General features: G+C 63.2%; 15 protein-coding genes (1 of these 15 only partly in view). 7 read left to right on the top strand and 8 right to left on the bottom strand.

All coding sequences use genetic code 11. The annotated features are described in order from the left end of the window. Positions 1 to 349 precede the first annotated feature (349 nt). Entirely contained in the window at positions 350 to 817 is a 468-nt protein-coding gene (locus E5Z01_RS17530; RefSeq protein WP_119766457.1) for an S-ribosylhomocysteine lyase, read from the bottom strand. Positions 818 to 894: 77 nt separating this feature from the next. Here E5Z01_RS17530 and lspA point away from each other — a divergent pair, with 77 nt between their 5' ends. Next, complete coding sequence (gene lspA / locus E5Z01_RS17535) at positions 895 to 1,425, top strand: signal peptidase II (protein ID WP_167757997.1); 531 nt, start codon at positions 895 to 897, stop codon at positions 1,423 to 1,425. A 44-nt stretch (positions 1,426 to 1,469) separates the two neighbouring features. Here the strand turns inward: lspA and rpmB are convergent, their stop codons facing one another. Further along, positions 1,470 to 1,685 carry a 50S ribosomal protein L28 gene (gene rpmB, locus E5Z01_RS17540; RefSeq protein WP_119763920.1) on the bottom strand — a complete coding sequence of 72 codons (216 nt, stop codon included), beginning with the start codon at positions 1,683 to 1,685 and terminating at the stop codon, positions 1,470 to 1,472. 212 nt (positions 1,686 to 1,897) lie between these two features. Continuing rightward, positions 1,898 to 2,101 (bottom strand): GlsB/YeaQ/YmgE family stress response membrane protein, encoded by a 204-nt coding sequence (locus E5Z01_RS17545; RefSeq protein ID WP_167757998.1) that lies wholly within the window; start codon positions 2,099 to 2,101, stop codon positions 1,898 to 1,900. Positions 2,102 to 2,612: 511 nt separating this feature from the next. On the opposite strand from E5Z01_RS17545, the gene thrB reads away from it, so the two are divergent. Then, positions 2,613 to 3,530, top strand: a complete 918-nt coding sequence (thrB, locus tag E5Z01_RS17550) for a homoserine kinase (RefSeq protein WP_135230547.1) — start codon at positions 2,613 to 2,615, stop codon at positions 3,528 to 3,530. Here the strand turns inward: thrB and E5Z01_RS17555 are convergent. Then, positions 3,521 to 4,171 carry a hypothetical protein gene (locus E5Z01_RS17555; RefSeq protein ID WP_240738547.1) on the bottom strand — a complete coding sequence of 217 codons (651 nt, stop codon included), beginning with the start codon at positions 4,169 to 4,171 and terminating at the stop codon, positions 3,521 to 3,523. The two genes, thrB and E5Z01_RS17555, sit on opposite strands and share 10 nt — an antisense overlap. A 30-nt stretch (positions 4,172 to 4,201) precedes the next feature. Between E5Z01_RS17555 and E5Z01_RS17560 the strand changes: the two genes are divergently transcribed. Then, positions 4,202 to 5,323 carry an alpha/beta hydrolase family protein gene (locus E5Z01_RS17560; RefSeq protein WP_135230548.1) on the top strand — a complete coding sequence of 374 codons (1,122 nt, stop codon included), beginning with the start codon at positions 4,202 to 4,204 and terminating at the stop codon, positions 5,321 to 5,323. A gap of 6 nt (positions 5,324 to 5,329) precedes the next feature. Here the strand turns inward: E5Z01_RS17560 and E5Z01_RS17565 are convergent, their stop codons facing one another. The 4 genes from E5Z01_RS17565 to E5Z01_RS17580 all read right to left on the bottom strand — a co-directional run bounded on the left by E5Z01_RS17565 (position 5,330) and on the right by E5Z01_RS17580 (position 10,965). After that, complete coding sequence (locus tag E5Z01_RS17565; RefSeq protein ID WP_135230549.1) at positions 5,330 to 5,509, bottom strand: hypothetical protein; 180 nt, start codon at positions 5,507 to 5,509, stop codon at positions 5,330 to 5,332. Positions 5,510 to 5,812: 303 nt separating this feature from the next. Further along, positions 5,813 to 7,543 carry an ABC transporter substrate-binding protein gene (locus E5Z01_RS17570; protein WP_135230550.1) on the bottom strand — a complete coding sequence of 577 codons (1,731 nt, stop codon included), beginning with the start codon at positions 7,541 to 7,543 and terminating at the stop codon, positions 5,813 to 5,815. 151 nt (positions 7,544 to 7,694) lie between these two features. Next, entirely contained in the window at positions 7,695 to 9,917 is a 2,223-nt protein-coding gene (locus E5Z01_RS17575; RefSeq protein WP_167757999.1) for an MMPL family transporter, read from the bottom strand. Between the two features lie 70 nt (positions 9,918 to 9,987). After that, positions 9,988 to 10,965, bottom strand: coding sequence for an IS110 family RNA-guided transposase (locus E5Z01_RS17580; RefSeq protein ID WP_135230552.1), 978 nt, complete (start codon positions 10,963 to 10,965; stop codon positions 9,988 to 9,990). A 458-nt stretch (positions 10,966 to 11,423) separates the two neighbouring features. Between E5Z01_RS17580 and dacB the strand changes: the two genes are divergently transcribed. The 4 genes from dacB to E5Z01_RS17600 form a co-directional block, all read left to right on the top strand. Further along, positions 11,424 to 12,725, top strand: coding sequence for a D-alanyl-D-alanine carboxypeptidase/D-alanyl-D-alanine endopeptidase (gene dacB, locus E5Z01_RS17585; RefSeq protein ID WP_167758000.1), 1,302 nt, complete (start codon positions 11,424 to 11,426; stop codon positions 12,723 to 12,725). A 78-nt stretch (positions 12,726 to 12,803) separates the two neighbouring features. Next, complete coding sequence (locus E5Z01_RS17590; protein WP_135230554.1) at positions 12,804 to 13,466, top strand: response regulator transcription factor; 663 nt, start codon at positions 12,804 to 12,806, stop codon at positions 13,464 to 13,466. A gap of 27 nt (positions 13,467 to 13,493) precedes the next feature. Then, positions 13,494 to 14,918: a sensor histidine kinase gene (locus E5Z01_RS17595; RefSeq protein ID WP_135230555.1), complete on the top strand. Its 1,425-nt coding sequence runs from the start codon at positions 13,494 to 13,496 to the stop codon at positions 14,916 to 14,918. Next, positions 14,875 to 15,000, top strand: partial view of a nucleotidyltransferase family protein gene (locus E5Z01_RS17600; RefSeq protein WP_135230556.1) — the 5' end (the start) only. It continues 702 nt past the right edge of the window; the window shows 126 of its 828 coding nt (coding positions 1–126); the start codon lies at positions 14,875 to 14,877; its stop codon lies beyond the right edge, outside the window. Before E5Z01_RS17595 ends, E5Z01_RS17600 begins: the two co-directional genes overlap by 44 nt.

Below are 15,000 nucleotides of genomic sequence, written 5' to 3' on the forward strand. Positions count from 1 at the left end.
AGCGTTCACCCTGAGCCAGAATCAAACTCTCCAAATAATGGTTTCAAATCAGCCCAAGGGCTGTATTGAACAAGTTGATCCAAGGTCAGTCTTCACTTCGCTTGGCTTGCCCCGTAGGGCTTGTGTGTGAACCCGAAGGTTCCTTGCGCGAATCTGGAGCCGACCTCGCGGTCAGCCGCTCGCTCACCCTGTCGGGTGTTCCTGCTCTCGCTTTTGCTGCTCTTCTTTTTTCATTCTGCTCGCCTCGCGTTCGAGGCTCAGAAACTATACGGGCCTGGCTTCAATCTGTCAACTGCCCTGCAGAGGTTCCGATCTTAATGTTCGTGCACCCTCTAGCCCCCCTTGGAAATTACCGCTTCAGCAGCACTGTTTCCTGAATTTTCAGGCCTTGCTCTAGCGCTGTGCGGGCATGCCCGCGGGCAGCCTCCAGATCATGGTCGCGGTAGTTGCCGCACTCCAGTTCACTGACACCGGGAATTGGGCGGTCATGTCCGGCAGTGTCCTTCAAGGCGGCTTCAAACGCTTTCAGGATGCCTTGCTCGTCGGGCTCACCGATAACCGCCATGTACATGCCAGTGCGGCAGCCCATCGGTGACACATCCACCACGTCTTGCACGTGGTCACGTAAATAACCCGCCAGCAGATGCTCGAGCGTGTGAATGGCGGCGGGATCGATGGCGCCCTGGTTGGGTTGCAGCAGGCGCAGGTCGTACTTACTGATGGTATCGCCACGCGGAGTTTTCTTCGTTCCGGCGAGGCGGATATAGGGGGCTTTCACTTTGGTGTGATCCAGATCGAACGATTCCACGTTTGCCATGCCGGTATTATCGCGCTGCACAGGCGCACAGACCAGTCGGCGTTTCTCTCATCGGCCCCTCCTCTATACTGCGCGGCGTGTCTCGTACCGGCCCTTCCCGTTTTCCAGTGTGGTTTCCCATCGTCCTGGCAGGTCTCCTGATCGTGGCAGACCAGGCGCTGAAAGCGTGGGCACTGGCCAACCTGAAGTTCGGAGAGTCGCCGATTCCAGTTATTCCTGGGCTGCTCGACTGGGTCTTGACGTTCAATACAGGCGCGGCCTGGAGCATGTTCAGCGGCAGCGCGAAAATTCTGGCGGTGGGCCGGCTGCTGGTGGGTCTGGGGATTCTGGTTTATCTGTACGTGCGGCCTCAGCCCCGTTTCCTGACGGTCGTGCTCTCGATGATCTCTGCCGGGGCCATCGGCAATGCCATCGACGGCATCCTGAAGGGCCAGGTCACCGATATGATTCACGCGCCGTTTCTAAGTGCTATTACCCGCCTCATCAACGGCTCCAGCTTTCCGATTTTCAATCTGGCGGACAGCTGCGTGGTGATCGGTACAATTCTGCTGCTGGTGGCCAGCCTGCTTCCCGACAAGAAGAGTTCACCGGCCACACGCCAGCCATAAAAAACCCCCTCCGGTTGGAGGGGGATTCTAACGGGTTATACCGTTCAGCTCAGGCTTTTGCGGCACTTGCTGCACACGCGAATGCGCAGGCTCACGCCGTTACGGGTCACGTTCAGGGGTTGCAAGTTGGGCTTCTGGCTGCGCTTGGAGACCCCGGTCACTTTACGTCCTACCCCGCCAGCTGCGCGGGCCTTACCACGGCGGATGACCGAGTTAACCACGATCGGCCCCTTACCGCACACTTCACATACTTTCGCCATGTTGATCGCTCCTTCTTGAGTCTGAACCGTGCTTTTTCCCGTTCGCGCACCCTTTTTGCGGGCGTCGGCGAGGCCGGGCGAGGCCAGACAAGCCTTCCGACTGTAGCACAAGTCAGGCCTCGACAAAAGAGGCCCATCCACCAAGCAGAAAGAGCCACGCACGAAAAACCGGATTCCACTGGGGAACCCGGTCAAGGTAAAGTTGCTGGGGGTTAGCGCAGGATACGCAGGGCCTTGAGGATAGCGATCAGGACGACGCTACCGATGGTGCCCCAGATGATGCTGCCCAGCAGACCGTTGAAGTTGGCGCCGAGGGGCAGCAGGCTGCCGAAGAGGAAGTTGGCGAGTACCGCACCGACGATCCCGATGATGATGTTGGCGAATGCGCCCTGCTGAGCGTCCGTTTTCATGATCATGCTAGCCAGCCAACCGCAGAGTGCGCCAATAATAATTGCTCCAAGCCATCCAGTCATTGTGTTTCCTCCATTCAGTCGATGAGTTGATTGCGTGCAACGACGTTCGCTGTCGAGGTCGAGCGCAGTCCGTTGTGATGGCACAATGAGACTTGCCTGCCCCCACTAATGTGCATCGACGCACTTTCTGAACAGGTGGGCAAGATACCGAGAGCCTACGCCAATTTTGCGTTAAGAACGCCATGAGAATTTCTCCTCAATCCACTCATTTATGGAATTTTTAAAGGCCTAGCACAGCGTAAATTGCGGCTTTGAGCAACGCGTTGTGTTCAGGCCTTTGTCTCAACTTTCTAGTCTGAGAAAACGTGAGGCGCGTTAGCATAAGCCCCATCCTGTTGTCCCTGGAGGCCCCAGTAACCATGCGCCCATCACACGCCCTTTTTCGTTCAGAGTTGTTTACCGTGCCGCTGCTCGGGGTTCCGGCACGGTTGCTGCGGGCCGGGTGGCCCCAGGCATGACCACCCCCGCTTTTACCGTGCGGGCGCCGGCGTCCAGCGCCAACCTGGGACCGGGCTTCGATAGCCTGGGCCTCAGCGTGCCGCTGTTCACCACCCTGCACGTCACGCCGCAGGCCACCACCGAAGTCGTCCCACGCGGCGAGGAACTGGCCGCCACGCCCGCCGACGAGAGCAACTACATCTATCAGGCCATGCGGTTGGCGGCCAGACGCGCTGGGCGCAACCTGCCCCCGGCCCGCATTGAAATAGAGACGGAAGTGCCGCTGGCGCGTGGCCTGGGTTCCAGTGCAGCGGCGCTGGTGGCCGGTGTGGTGGCCGGCAACGAACTGCTGGGCCGCCCCCTGCGCGACGAGGATGTGCTGGACGTGACTGCCCGCGAGGAAGGCCACCCGGACAACGTGGCCCCGGCGCTGTTCGGCGGCATCGTGATCGCCACGCTGGACAAGCTGGGTACGCACTACGTGCGTCTCGACCCTCCTGCGAATCTGGGGGTGACTGTCCTGATCCCTGACTTTGAACTGTCGACCAGCAAGGCCCGCGCCGTGCTACCCAAGGAGTACAGCCGCGCCGACGCCGTTCACGCGCTCTCACACGCCGCACTGCTGGCGGCGTCCCTGAGTGTGGGACGGCTCGACCTGCTGCGCCACGCCATGCAGGACTACATTCACCAGATCTGGCGAGCCCCCCTGGTGCCGGGCCTCAGCGACATTCTGGAAGACGCGCACCGGTTCGGGGCACTGGGCGCGGCCCTGAGTGGCGCTGGCCCCACCGTACTGTGCTTCCACGACACGCGTGAACCCACCCTTCCTCTGCACGAGTACCTGCACGGCGTCATGAACCGTAACGGCCTGACCGGGCGCGTTCTGGATCTTCCCATCGACACGGCGGGAACCGTGGTGACCCGTCACTCCTGAGGGCCGTCGCGCACCAGGAAGATGCCAGTCAGGTAGTGTTCCTCGCCCCCTGCCGGGCGACTGAGGTAAGGCTCTAGAAGTTGAACGAGTTGCCGCTGCAAGGTTCGGGCTTCCTGCCGCGTGAGTTTCAGCAGGTTCCAGCCCGAGAGCATCAGGGGCGAGGCATCAGAGAACTGTTCCAGCAGCTCGCCTTCAGCGGAAGTGATCGAGTAGTACCGCTCGCCGGAAGGCAGCAAGCCCGTGCGCGTGCCCCAGCCGGGAGGCAGTTCGCAGCGCAGGGTATGTGCAAGGTTGGTATTGAAGCGCTCCAGATGGGCCTGACGGTTGAGCTCCCCGATCTGTTCCAGGCCCAGCACGCTGAACGGCACGAAGAACTCCGCCGGGGCGCAGTAGTAGCGGATGGCGCGCCCGGCCCGCTTCACCTGCCGGGTTTCTTGCAGCAACTTCAGGGCCACAAAGCGCCTGGCAATTTTGTACATGGCGGGCACACTCAGGCCCAGTTGCGCCGCCGCGTCCGTGATACTTATTTCGCGGCCCATGAACGGGGCAAGCCGCCTCAGCTGCGTGCGGTCGGTAATGATCCGCGCCTGTTGCAGGTCGGAAATCACGACGGCTTCACTACTTCCCTGGCGGCCTTGCATGGAAAACAGCTTACTTCCTACGCTGAAACCATGAGACGCCACCTGATTCCTTCACTGACCTTATGGCTGCTTGGTTCGCTCCTTCCTGTTCAGGCCCTGGGGGGGAGCGCGGCCATCACCTCCAGATCCCTGACCCTCACGCTAGGCGACACCACCAGCAAGGCCGAACTGCTGTTGCCAGCAGGCAGCACGAAAGCGCCCCTGGTGCTGCTGATTCAGGGCACCGGGCCGGAAGACCGGAACGGCAGTTTCGTCACCTTCAGCGGCGTGCAGCAGGGTTCCCTGGGACAACTGGCCAATGTCCTGGCGGGGCAGGGGTTCGCGGTCATGCGGTTCGACAAGCGGTACGCTGCGCTGACCTTCGACCCGAAAACCGCCCAGGCGGCGCAGGCAAGTTACGAGAAACTGAGCATGAAAGACCTGCTGGCCGACGCCCGCACTGCCCTGAATACTGCCAAGATGCAACCGGGCGTGGACAGCAGCCGGGTCTTCGTGTACGGCTGGAGCGAGGGCAGCATTCTTGCCGCCCACCTCGCTCTGGAAACTGGGGCAAAAGGCCTGATCGTGCAGGGGCCAGTGCTGGACAGTTACGCGGCCACCTTCACCAGGCAGTTCGGGCGGGTGGGCCTGAAGTACCTCAGCGCCTACGCCAAAGACGGCAAGATCGACCTGCAAGGCGTCATGGCGGCCCTGATGGGTCCGGGCAGTGGATTGGCCCGCACGCAAGCTCAACTGCTGCTGGCCCTGGACAGCACGCCGGACAACCCCAAGCTGAACACTTACTTCGATGCCAACAGGGACGGGCGGCTTGACCTGAAAGGTGAAGTGCTGCCTGCCCTCCAGGTAGGCTACCCGCAACTTCTGGACGGGTCGCCCAAGTACGGCGCGGTCGGCGGCCTGCCCGTCCTGGGCAAGCTGGCCCCGAAACTGCGGATGCCGGTGCTGATTCTTCAGGGCGAAAACGACGGCAACATCGACCCCGATGACGCGAAGAAGCTGAGTGCCCTGCTCCCGAAAACAAGCACGCTGAAACTGTACCCCGGCCTGGGCCATAGCCTCGGCAAGGCCGCTGACATCACGCAGGACAACTTCGCCCCCATGGAAACCGCGCCGATGAACGACATGGCGCAGTGGTTGAAAACCCTGAAGTGAAGGAATTTATCGGAAGGTTCGGCCACCCAGCAGCGCTTCCACCCCTTTCAGGTAAGCCTCGAAGGCGGCACTGAATTCGGGGGTGTCGTTCGGCCGACCGTCGGCCAATGGGTCACTGTTGCTGCCGCTGGCCTGCACATCGACATGGCGATCCTTGAGGCGCAGCGACCATTGGGTGCCATTCATAACCCGTGAATTAAAGTACTTTGGTCGCCAGCGCGAAACGCCAGCTCTTTCAACAGCACTCCGGAAGGCTTGCCATTGCGCTTCTGTGGGACGAAGGGTGGCGTGAACAGTCGTTTTTCCGTGTCCACGCACGGAGTAGCGAAGTTCCCTGCCGTTCCAGTCCACGGTGTAGCTCTGCCCCAGAAATCCACCTATGTAAGCCGTGAATTCCTGCGGAGCTCCTCTCGCGGCCTGGGCCATGCAGAAGACCGAACAACAGCCCAGGACTGTCGCCAGCATGATCCTCTGCATGGTCACGACCCCCTACTTCTTGCTGAGTTCCCGGATAAATGTGCCGGTAAAGCCGAAGCTGCGCATGGGGTTGAAGGTGGCGGACGTCACTCCCTTCAGGTTGCTGCGAAGGGCACGGACGCCCGTGTCGGCGGGCAGCACGATGTAGGGGCTCTGCTCGTAGGCGAGGTCAGCCACCTGCTTGTACAGCTTGCCCCGCCGGGCCGGATCGGTGGTTTGCTTGGCCTGCTCGATCCAGCGGTCGGCGCCCGCATCCTTCCAGTTGTTGGTGGGGTAGAAGAACCCTTTAGAGCTGTAGAAGGTGGTCATGAAGTTGTCCGGGTCGGCGTAATCCGCGCCCCAGCCCATAGGAATCATGACTTCCTCGGACTTCTGGAATTTCGCGCTTTGCTCCGACCAGGGTTCCACGTTGATGTTGATGCGGAATCTGGGGTTCAGGGCTTCGACATTCTGTTTCAGGAGTTCCAGCGCGACCTGCCCCAGGACATGCCCGGTGCGGTAGTTGGCATTGATGACGAAGCCGTTTTGCCACACCTGGCCGTCCCAGGCTTTCTTGAAGTACTCGGTGGCCTTCACGGGGTCGTAGGTGTAGGTTCTGGTGCCCGCCGAGTACCCGGGGAAGCTGTCTGGGAGCAGCATGGTGCGCACGGTGCCTTTGCTGCGCAGCACATCCCGGTTGAAGCGGTCGTAATCGAAGGCGTAGGCCATGGCCTTGCGGACGTTCACGTCACTGAAGAAATTGGCGGGGATGCCTTTGCCATCCAGTTTGCCGCTGCCCAGGGCGCTGGCGGACTTGACGTTGTTGTTCATGAAAAGGCCCTGCACGCCGGTGATGGGCAGGTTGTCCAGGATGACCACGCCCGGTTTCCCGCGCAGCTGCGCGTCCACGTTCGAGCGCGTGCCCGCTTCGATCAGGTCGGCGTCGCCTTTCAGGAAGGCCTGCTGGCGGGCCGCCAGTTCCCCGATTTTCTGCATGATGACGTTTTTGATGGCGGGCGCTCCACCCCAGTACGCCGTGTGCGCGGTCAGCAGCACGTTGTCTGCGTCGCGTTTCACGAGCCTGTAAGCGCCGGTGCCGCTGGCACTGCTGGCCAGCTTGCCGCCCGACAGGTCTTTGCCGGCCCAGTCCTTCCAGGTTTTCTCGGTGCCGTCCCACTCGCCCTGCCTGATGGCCCAGGCCCGGTCGATGACGCCCTGACCACCGAAGGTCATCTTCGCCATGAACGCCGGATCGGGTTTGGGCAGCGTGAAGACCAGTTGCCCGGCCGCGTTGCATTTCACAGCGCCAGCGATTCTGGCCCAGGTGACGCTCTTGTCGTCCCTGGCGTTGGCCTGGGTACCCAGCAGCGACTCGGCAATGAACCAGTTGGCGCTGTCGGCGTTGTTCGTCACCAGGTTGCGGCGGTAGGTGTACTCGGCGTCCGCGCAGGTCATGGGGTTGCCGCTGTGAAACTTCACGCCCCGGCGCAGGTCGACCACCAGCGTCCGGCCCCCGTTGGTGTATATGGGCAACTTGCTGGCCAGCAGCGGCGTCATCTGCGTGAGGCTGCCGCCCTTATGCGTCCAGAGCGTCTCGTAGATGTTCTCGATCATCTGGAGGCTGAAGGTGTCGTAGGCCAGCCCCGGGTCGAGCGTGGTCACGGTGGCGGCCTGCTGAATCACCAGCGTGTCCTTCGGCGCGGCGGCGGAGGCGGCACCCAGCAGGGAAATGGAGACGACAGCCGTGGACAGCGTTTTTTTCATGGAACCCCCTGAAATGGTGATGGTTCACTCAGCTTACACGTCCGACCTCATGAACACACTTCATCCCTAGAAGCGCCGGGAAGTGGCTCTTGAGGCCGGGTTCTCACTGGGAAAAACGTCTTATCATTTCCCCGCAACAGACACTCCTTGTTCAGTGTTCCAGGTGCATCTGCGGCAACCGCCTATCCAGCCACCCCGGCAGCCACCAGTTCCAGCGTCCGGCAAGTTTCAGGAAACTGGGCACCAGCACCAGCCGCACCAGTGTGGCGTCGAGCAGCACGGCGACGGCCAGGCCCAGGCCGATGCTCTTGCTGGCGATGACGCGCCCGAACACGAAGGCCCCGAACACGATGAACATGATGATGGCGGCGCTGGTGATGATGCGGGCGGTGTGACCGATGGCTTCCACGACGGCTTCGTCGTTGCTTTTGCCCCTCAGGTGTTCCTCCTGCACGCGCGAGAGCAGGAAGATCTCGTAGTCCATGCTGAGGCCGAACATCACCGCGAACAGCATTACGGGCAGCGACGCGTCGATGATGCCCACGTCCACCGGAATGCCCAGCGGCGCGGCCAGCAGGCCGTTCTGCACGATTTCCGTGACGACGCCGGCGGCGGCCCCGACAGTCAGGGCGTTGGTCAGGATGCTCTTGAGGGGAATCAGCAGGCTGCGAAAAGCCACCAGCAGCAGCAGGAAGGTTCCGGCAAACACGGCCGCCACGACGGTGGGAAGCGCGCCCGTAATCTGGTGGCTCCACTCCTTTTCGCCGATGGGGGCGCCGCCCAGCAGATACCTGTACCCGCTGCGGCTGAGCACGTCGCGGATGCGTTCCTCGTGCTCGGCAATCTGGTCGGCCCGCAGGGTATCGCTGGGCACCACCGTCACGCGCAGGTACTGCCGATCCTGACTGAAGGAGCGGCGCGTCAGGGCGCTGAGGGCGCCGATGGCCTCGGCGTTGCTGGTGTTGCCGCCCAGGTCGGCGGACGTCACGAAGGGACTCAGGACGCCCCTGGTGTCGGGCAGCGCACGCAGTTCCTCGACCAGTTGCTGAAATTTACGACGATCATCCGGGCCGTAGCGCCTTCCTTCCAGGTCGAGCACCACCTCGAACTGGCTGAGCAGCCCGCCCGCGCCCAGCTTCCGGACATCGGCCAGCGCGTCGCGGCTTTCCACACCGGGAACGATGCCCCACGCGCCCGAGTACCCGACCCGCATCCCCCAGGCCGGAATGGAGAGCAGCAGCAGCAGCGCGCTCGACAGCCCGAACGCCAGCCAGGGGCGGGCCGTGACGCGCCGCGCGAAGGCCGTCCACCCGGCAGAAGCCTCACCCGACTGCGCCCAGCCGATTTTCAGGACGCGCGGGCTGTTGACCCGTTCGCCCAGCAGCGTCAGCATGGCCGGCAGCGCCGTGATGCTGGCCAGCACCGTCAGCAATACCACCAGCACCCCGCCGATGCCGATGCTGCGCACAAAGGTCACGTGGGGAATAATCAGGCCCGCCATGGCAATTGCCACCGTCAGGCCGCTGAAGCCCACGCTGCGTCCCGCCGACAGCACCGTGCGGGCCGACGCGGCGCGGCTGTCGCCGTTCATCCGGCGCAGTTCCTCACGGAAACGGTTGACCATCAAGAGGGCGTAATCGATGCCCGCGCCCAGTCCCAGCATGGTGATGACGCTCTGCGCGAAGGTGCTAACCTCCATCAGGAAGGTCAGGCCGTACAGGCCCGCCATCGCCACCGTGATGCTCAGCACCCCCACGATCAGGGGCAAGCCGGTGGCCACCAGCGCCCCGAACACCAGCAGCAGCAGCGCCGCGATCAGGGGCAGCGCCACGAACTCGCTGCGCTTGGTGTCCTTTTCTGCGAACTCCGTGAAGTCGTCCGCGATGGCCTGTCCGCCCGTGACGCGCACGTCCAGCGCCGGGGACTTCACTTTCTGCGCGTACTGCCGGATGGCCCGCACGCTCTGGGTCGCGCCGTCGTTCAGGGGAATCTGCGCGATGGTCAGGCCCATCACCGCGTCGGCCGATTGCGTGGACAGCGTGCCAGCGTTGCGCGCCTCCACCACCTGCGACACGCCCTGCACGTCTTTCAGGCCCTCGATGAATTTCGCGTAGTTGGCCTGACCCTCCGGCGTGCTTAAAGGCGGATTGGAGCGCGTGATCAGCAGGGCCATGTTGGTGTCTTTCTCCCTGAATTTATCGCGCAGCAGGGTGATCACGCGGCTGCTTTCGGTGTCGCTCAGGGTGCCCGCCGCATTCGCCGTGAGGGCCGACGGGGCCCTGGCCGCCAGCGGAACACTGAGGAGTGCCGCGACCAGCCACACGATCAACACGGCCCAGGGATGACGGGAAACCAGACGGGAAAGCAGCTGCACCCGTGAACTGTAGAACATTTGGCAAAAGAACGCAGTGCTTTTTGTCCGAGCGGAGATTCCGTCTTGAAAGTCAAGCGGTAAAAGATTCCAGTGAAGGAAGTCCGTGGGTGGCGTTGTAAGGTCGACGGGATGACCAGACCCCATAAATCTGCTGGGCTAATTTACGCATCGCTGCTCCCAGCGCGGATTTCTTGGGGTGTCCTTTCGCCACGAGGCGGTCATACAGCGCTTGCACCTGGGCGTTATACCGGGTGGCCTGCATCGCAGGGAAGTACAACGCTGTTCTGAGGCGTTTGGAACCGAGTTTCGACATCCGAGCCTTCTTATGAACACTCGTCCCAGACGAGTGTTCTCTTGGCGTAACCCCAAAAAATGCCGCAAAGGACGCCGCGTGATCAAAAAGGCTGATGTCAATCCGTGCCACCAGGCGCGTCGCCGTCAGTTCTCCAACACCTGGAATCGTGCAAAGCAATTCGATTTCTTCACGCAAACACGGCGTTTTGTCGCATAGATGTCCTTGTTCCCGCTTCAATGCGTCAATTTCCTGCTTGATAAACGCTTCTTCGCGTTCAAGTGAAGCCAGAACACTTGGGTTCTGGCAGTGTTCGCGGCGTTGCCGATGTTGACGAAGGCTTTCCTCCAGTTCGTCCAGGCGGTCTTGCAGGTCTTTCAGAGCCACCCGCTCCTGAGCGGGTGGCTGCCACACCGGCAAAGTTTCCTTCTCACCAAACTCGGCAATCAACCGAGCGTCCGCCTTGTCTGTTTTTCCACGGCTCAGACGACTTTCACCGTATGCCTTAATGCGCTTTGGATTGACCACACTGACCCGATAGCGGTGCTGATGCAAAAATTGCGCCACGTTCAGGTGGTATGGCCCAGTTGATTCCATGCAGACCCATCCAGTCTGTTCACCGTGTTTTTTCAACCAAGCGTGCAATTTGTGATGCCCAGTCGCTGTGTTTGGGAACTCGTGATCAAGTTCTATGCCGCTGTCTGCCAGCCTTACACACACCGCTAAAGTGGCTTTGCTGACATCAATTCCGATCATGTTGTACGCTCCTTTTGGGAACAGCACACGCGAGGATCAGGCTTGTATGCAGGCTCTTGTGGCCTCAGATTCCGTTCGATCTGCGTGCGTGTGAAGTGGGGGACGCAATCTCCGCTTCAGATTCGTTGATCTGGCGAGTAACGGGCGTTCACCCCACTCCGTTCCCAGCAACCGTCGCTGCGGGCGTCAGGGATTAGCCTGACGCCCGCAACATACAAGCGAGTGAATTTAAACGGGCAGGACGAAGAATGGAGTCATATGGGGTGCCGTTCCACGTATGACGGAATTCGGAAACCTGCTCCAGGGGATTGACCCTGGCAAAAGCGTGACAGAGGGCGGCTCCGCTCAGGCCAGCTGGATAGGCGCTACACTTGCCCCTTCAGCCCCCGCCCTTTCAAGGAGGAGTCCTTATGCGTCAGCGTTCTGCCCTCGCCGCTTTCGTTATGCTCACGGCTGTCATGCCTTCCGTCTCTTCCGCTCAGAATGCGGCCGATCCGCTGACCATCCTGGAACGCGGCCCGCGCAAGGCCGACGGCACCCCCGCCGCCCGCGCCCACGTGGGCGCCCTGGTGCAAGACGCCCTGACGGGCGAGGAACTGCTGGCGTGGCATGACACGGACGCCTTCACGCCCGCCAGCACCACCAAGGTCATCACGACGGCGGCGGCCCTCTACACCCTGGGGGCAGACTTTACCTTCAAGACGGCAGTGCTCGCGCCTGCGGCCAGCGGTGAACGGGTGGAACACCTCACCCTGCGCGGCACGGGTGACCCCACCCTGCGCGAGAAAGGCGAGGGGAACACCCTGGAAACGCTGGCCAAAGCGGTGGCGGCCCGGGGCATCCGGGCCGTGGGCGAGGTGCGGGTGGATGATTTCGCGTTCGGTCAGGCCCGCTGGGGCAACGGCTGGATGTGGGATGACACCGAATTTCCGCTGGGGGCCCTGCGCCTGGACAGCGACGACGGCACGTATCTGCGCCTGGTGGTGGACAGCGAAGAAGCCAAAGCGGGCCTGCAACCCAACCCGGCCCTGCTGACCGACGCCAGCAGCCTGGCCCTCAGCGTCGGAGAGCGGTTGGCGGCCCTGCTGCGGGCCAGCGGAGTGGAAGTCGGTTCGGTAAAGCGGGCGAAAGCCGAGGGAGGCGACACCCCTGTGGCCGAAGTTTCCTCGGCGCCGTTGGGAACCCTGATTCGCCTGACGAACAAACCCAGCGACAACATCTACGCCGAGCAGCTGCGGGCGGCCCTGGGCGTCGGGGCGGACGGCACGCCCAGCAGCGAGACCAGCGCCAGTCGAACCACCGGCACTTTTCTGAAAACCGCCGGATACGCCGGCGACGATTACCGCCTGCGCGACGGCAGCGGCCTGACCCGTTACAACCTGCTGACCCCGCGCCTGCTGAACACCGTGCTGCGGTTTGCCTACGTGAACCCGCCCGGCACCACACTGTCCGCCGCCGAAGCCTTCAAACAGAAGAAGAATCTGTTTATCGAGAGCCTGCCCGTTGCGGGAACAGGGGACGCCACCCCCGAAGCGAAGGAGAACGGCGGCACGCTCAGGAACCGCCTGAAAGACGCGGGGCTGGATGTCCGGGCCAAGACCGGCAGCATGACCGGCGTGGCCAGCCTCAGCGGTTACCTCACGGCCCGGAGCGGGCGGGTGCTGGCCTTCACGCTGATGATGGACAATTACCCCGCCGGAATCAGCGACCTGAACCGCTGGCAGGACGAACTGGTTCAGGCGCTCGCCGCGAAGTACTGAGGGAAGTGGCCCTGAGCACAGGTACAAAAACTCAGCCCTTTTTACCCTGGCTTAACGGCCGCGCCTACACTGTTCCCCATGAGGCTGCTGTTTGTCGAGGATGACCCGCGCATTGCGGAACCCACGCTGGGCGCCCTGCGTGAGGCCGGGTACGCGGTCACGTGGGCGCAGACCGGGCCGGACGGCCTCGAGCAGGGCATGCTGGGCGATTTCCCGTTGATGATTCTGGATGTCATGCTGCCAGGCATGGACGGCTTTGAGCTGGCCCGTGAACTGCGCGGCAACGGCGTGGAGTCCTCGATTCTGTTCCTGACTGCGCGGGGTGAGGTGGCCGACCGCGTGGAAGGCCTGGATCTGGGCGGGGACGCTTACATGGTCAAGCCTTTTGCCGTGCCGGAACTGCTGGCGAACCTGCGGGCCCTGTCGCGCCGGGAGCGCGGTCAGGCGCTGCCCCGCGTGACCTTTGGTGCAGGGCGCGGCAGCATCGACACGGTGGCCCGCACCGTCACCTGGGACAGTCAGGAGGCCGCCACCACCGCCCGCGAGTACGCCCTGCTCGAAGCCCTGGCCTTGACGCCGGAACGCTGGTTCACGCGCGAGGAACTGCTCGACCGGGTGTGGGGGCCGGAATTCGACGGCGAGTCGCGGATTGTGGACGTGTACGTGCGTTACCTGCGGCGCAAACTGGCCCCAGAAGCCATCAACAGCGAGCGTGGCCGTGGATACCGCGTCCAGAAGTGAAGTGATGGCCCTCTATGGTGGCCCTCTATGGCTCTGAGCCTGCGAACCCGCTGGGGCATGTGGGCCGCCCTGGCGACGGGCCTGTCGGTGCTGCTGGTGGCCGCCGGGCTGTTTTTCACGGTCACGGCACTGATGCGCCGCTCGCAGGAGGAGAAGGTGATCGGGGCGGTTCAGGCGGTGCAGAACCTCATCGAGCGCCAGCATGACAACTTCAATTATCAGGTGACGGGCCAGGTGTTCATCAACCCGCGTGACCTGGAACGCATCGCCGACGGCAGTGGGCAACGCACCGGGCTGGAATTGCGGCTGCTGCTCAGCAGCAACGGCCAGACGCAGAACTTCTCCACGCGGCAATTTCCCAGTGGCGTTTCCAGCACCCTGAAGCCTGGCCGTTACGAGCTGGATGACGAGTACGTGCTGGTCAACCAGCTTGCCCCCAACGCCGTGTTGACCGTCCTGGCCGATGGCCGCCCCTTGCAGGAGGCCCGCCGCGCCTTTCTCCGCGCCCTGACGTTCCTTTTGCCGCTGTCCCTGCTGCTGTCCCTGCTGGTGGGCTGGCTGGTGGCCGGACGCCTCCTGGCTCCCGTGCGGCGGCTGGAGGGCGCGGCCCGCCGCATCGGGGAGGGCGCTGACCTGCGCCAACCCTTGCCCGGTGCAGGTCAAGGAGACGAACTGGCGCGGCTGTCCCTGACCCTGCAAGACAGTTTTGCCCGCCTGGCCGACTCACGTGACCGTGAGCAGGCGTTTCTGCGGGCCGCCGCGCACGACCTGCGTAGCCCCCTGGCCGCCCTGCAGGCCCGCGTGGACAGCACCCTGGCCCGTGAGCGTGACCCCGAACGCTACCGTCAGGACTTGCGCGAGGTGGGGCGCGACATCACCCGCCTGTCCAGCCTGGCCAATCACCTGCTGCTGCTGGCCCGCGACCCATCCGCCATGGCTAAAGCGCCCGTGCCGCTGCGGGAGCTGGCCGCAGAAGCGGTCGACCGTGCCCGTGAGCTGGCCCCTGAAGCGGACGTCGACCTGAAGGCCCCGCAGCCTGTCACCATGACGGGCGACCGGGTGCTGCTGGGGCAGGCCATCTGGAACCTCACCATGAACGCCGTGAAACATGCCCCCGAGGCCACCGTAACGGTAAGCGTGCAGGGTCAACCGGACGGCAGTGCCCACGTAACGGTGCAGGACAACGGCCCCGGCGTCAGCACCGACACGCTAGCCCGCCTGGGCGAAGCGTTTTACCGCCCGGACGGCAGCCGCACCGGCGACGGTCATGGCCTGGGCCTCGCACTGGCCCGCCGCGCTGCTGAGCTGCACGGCGGCCAGCTAACGCTCGAAAGTGCCCCCGGCAAGGGGTTCCGGGCCACCCTGCACCTGCCCAACACGCTGGCGCCCGGTGCTAGGCTGGGGACTCATGAACCAGGCCCAACCCGAAGCATTCCGGAACCCGCGCACTGACCCAGAGACGGCTCCGGTCACCCGCTGGAGCGCCGTCGTGCTGGGCGGCGGTGACCCTGGAGACGCCTTCGCTGCCGCCCAC

Source organism: Deinococcus fonticola (assembly GCF_004634215.1).
Classification (GTDB): Bacteria; Deinococcota; Deinococci; order Deinococcales; family Deinococcaceae; genus Deinococcus; species Deinococcus fonticola.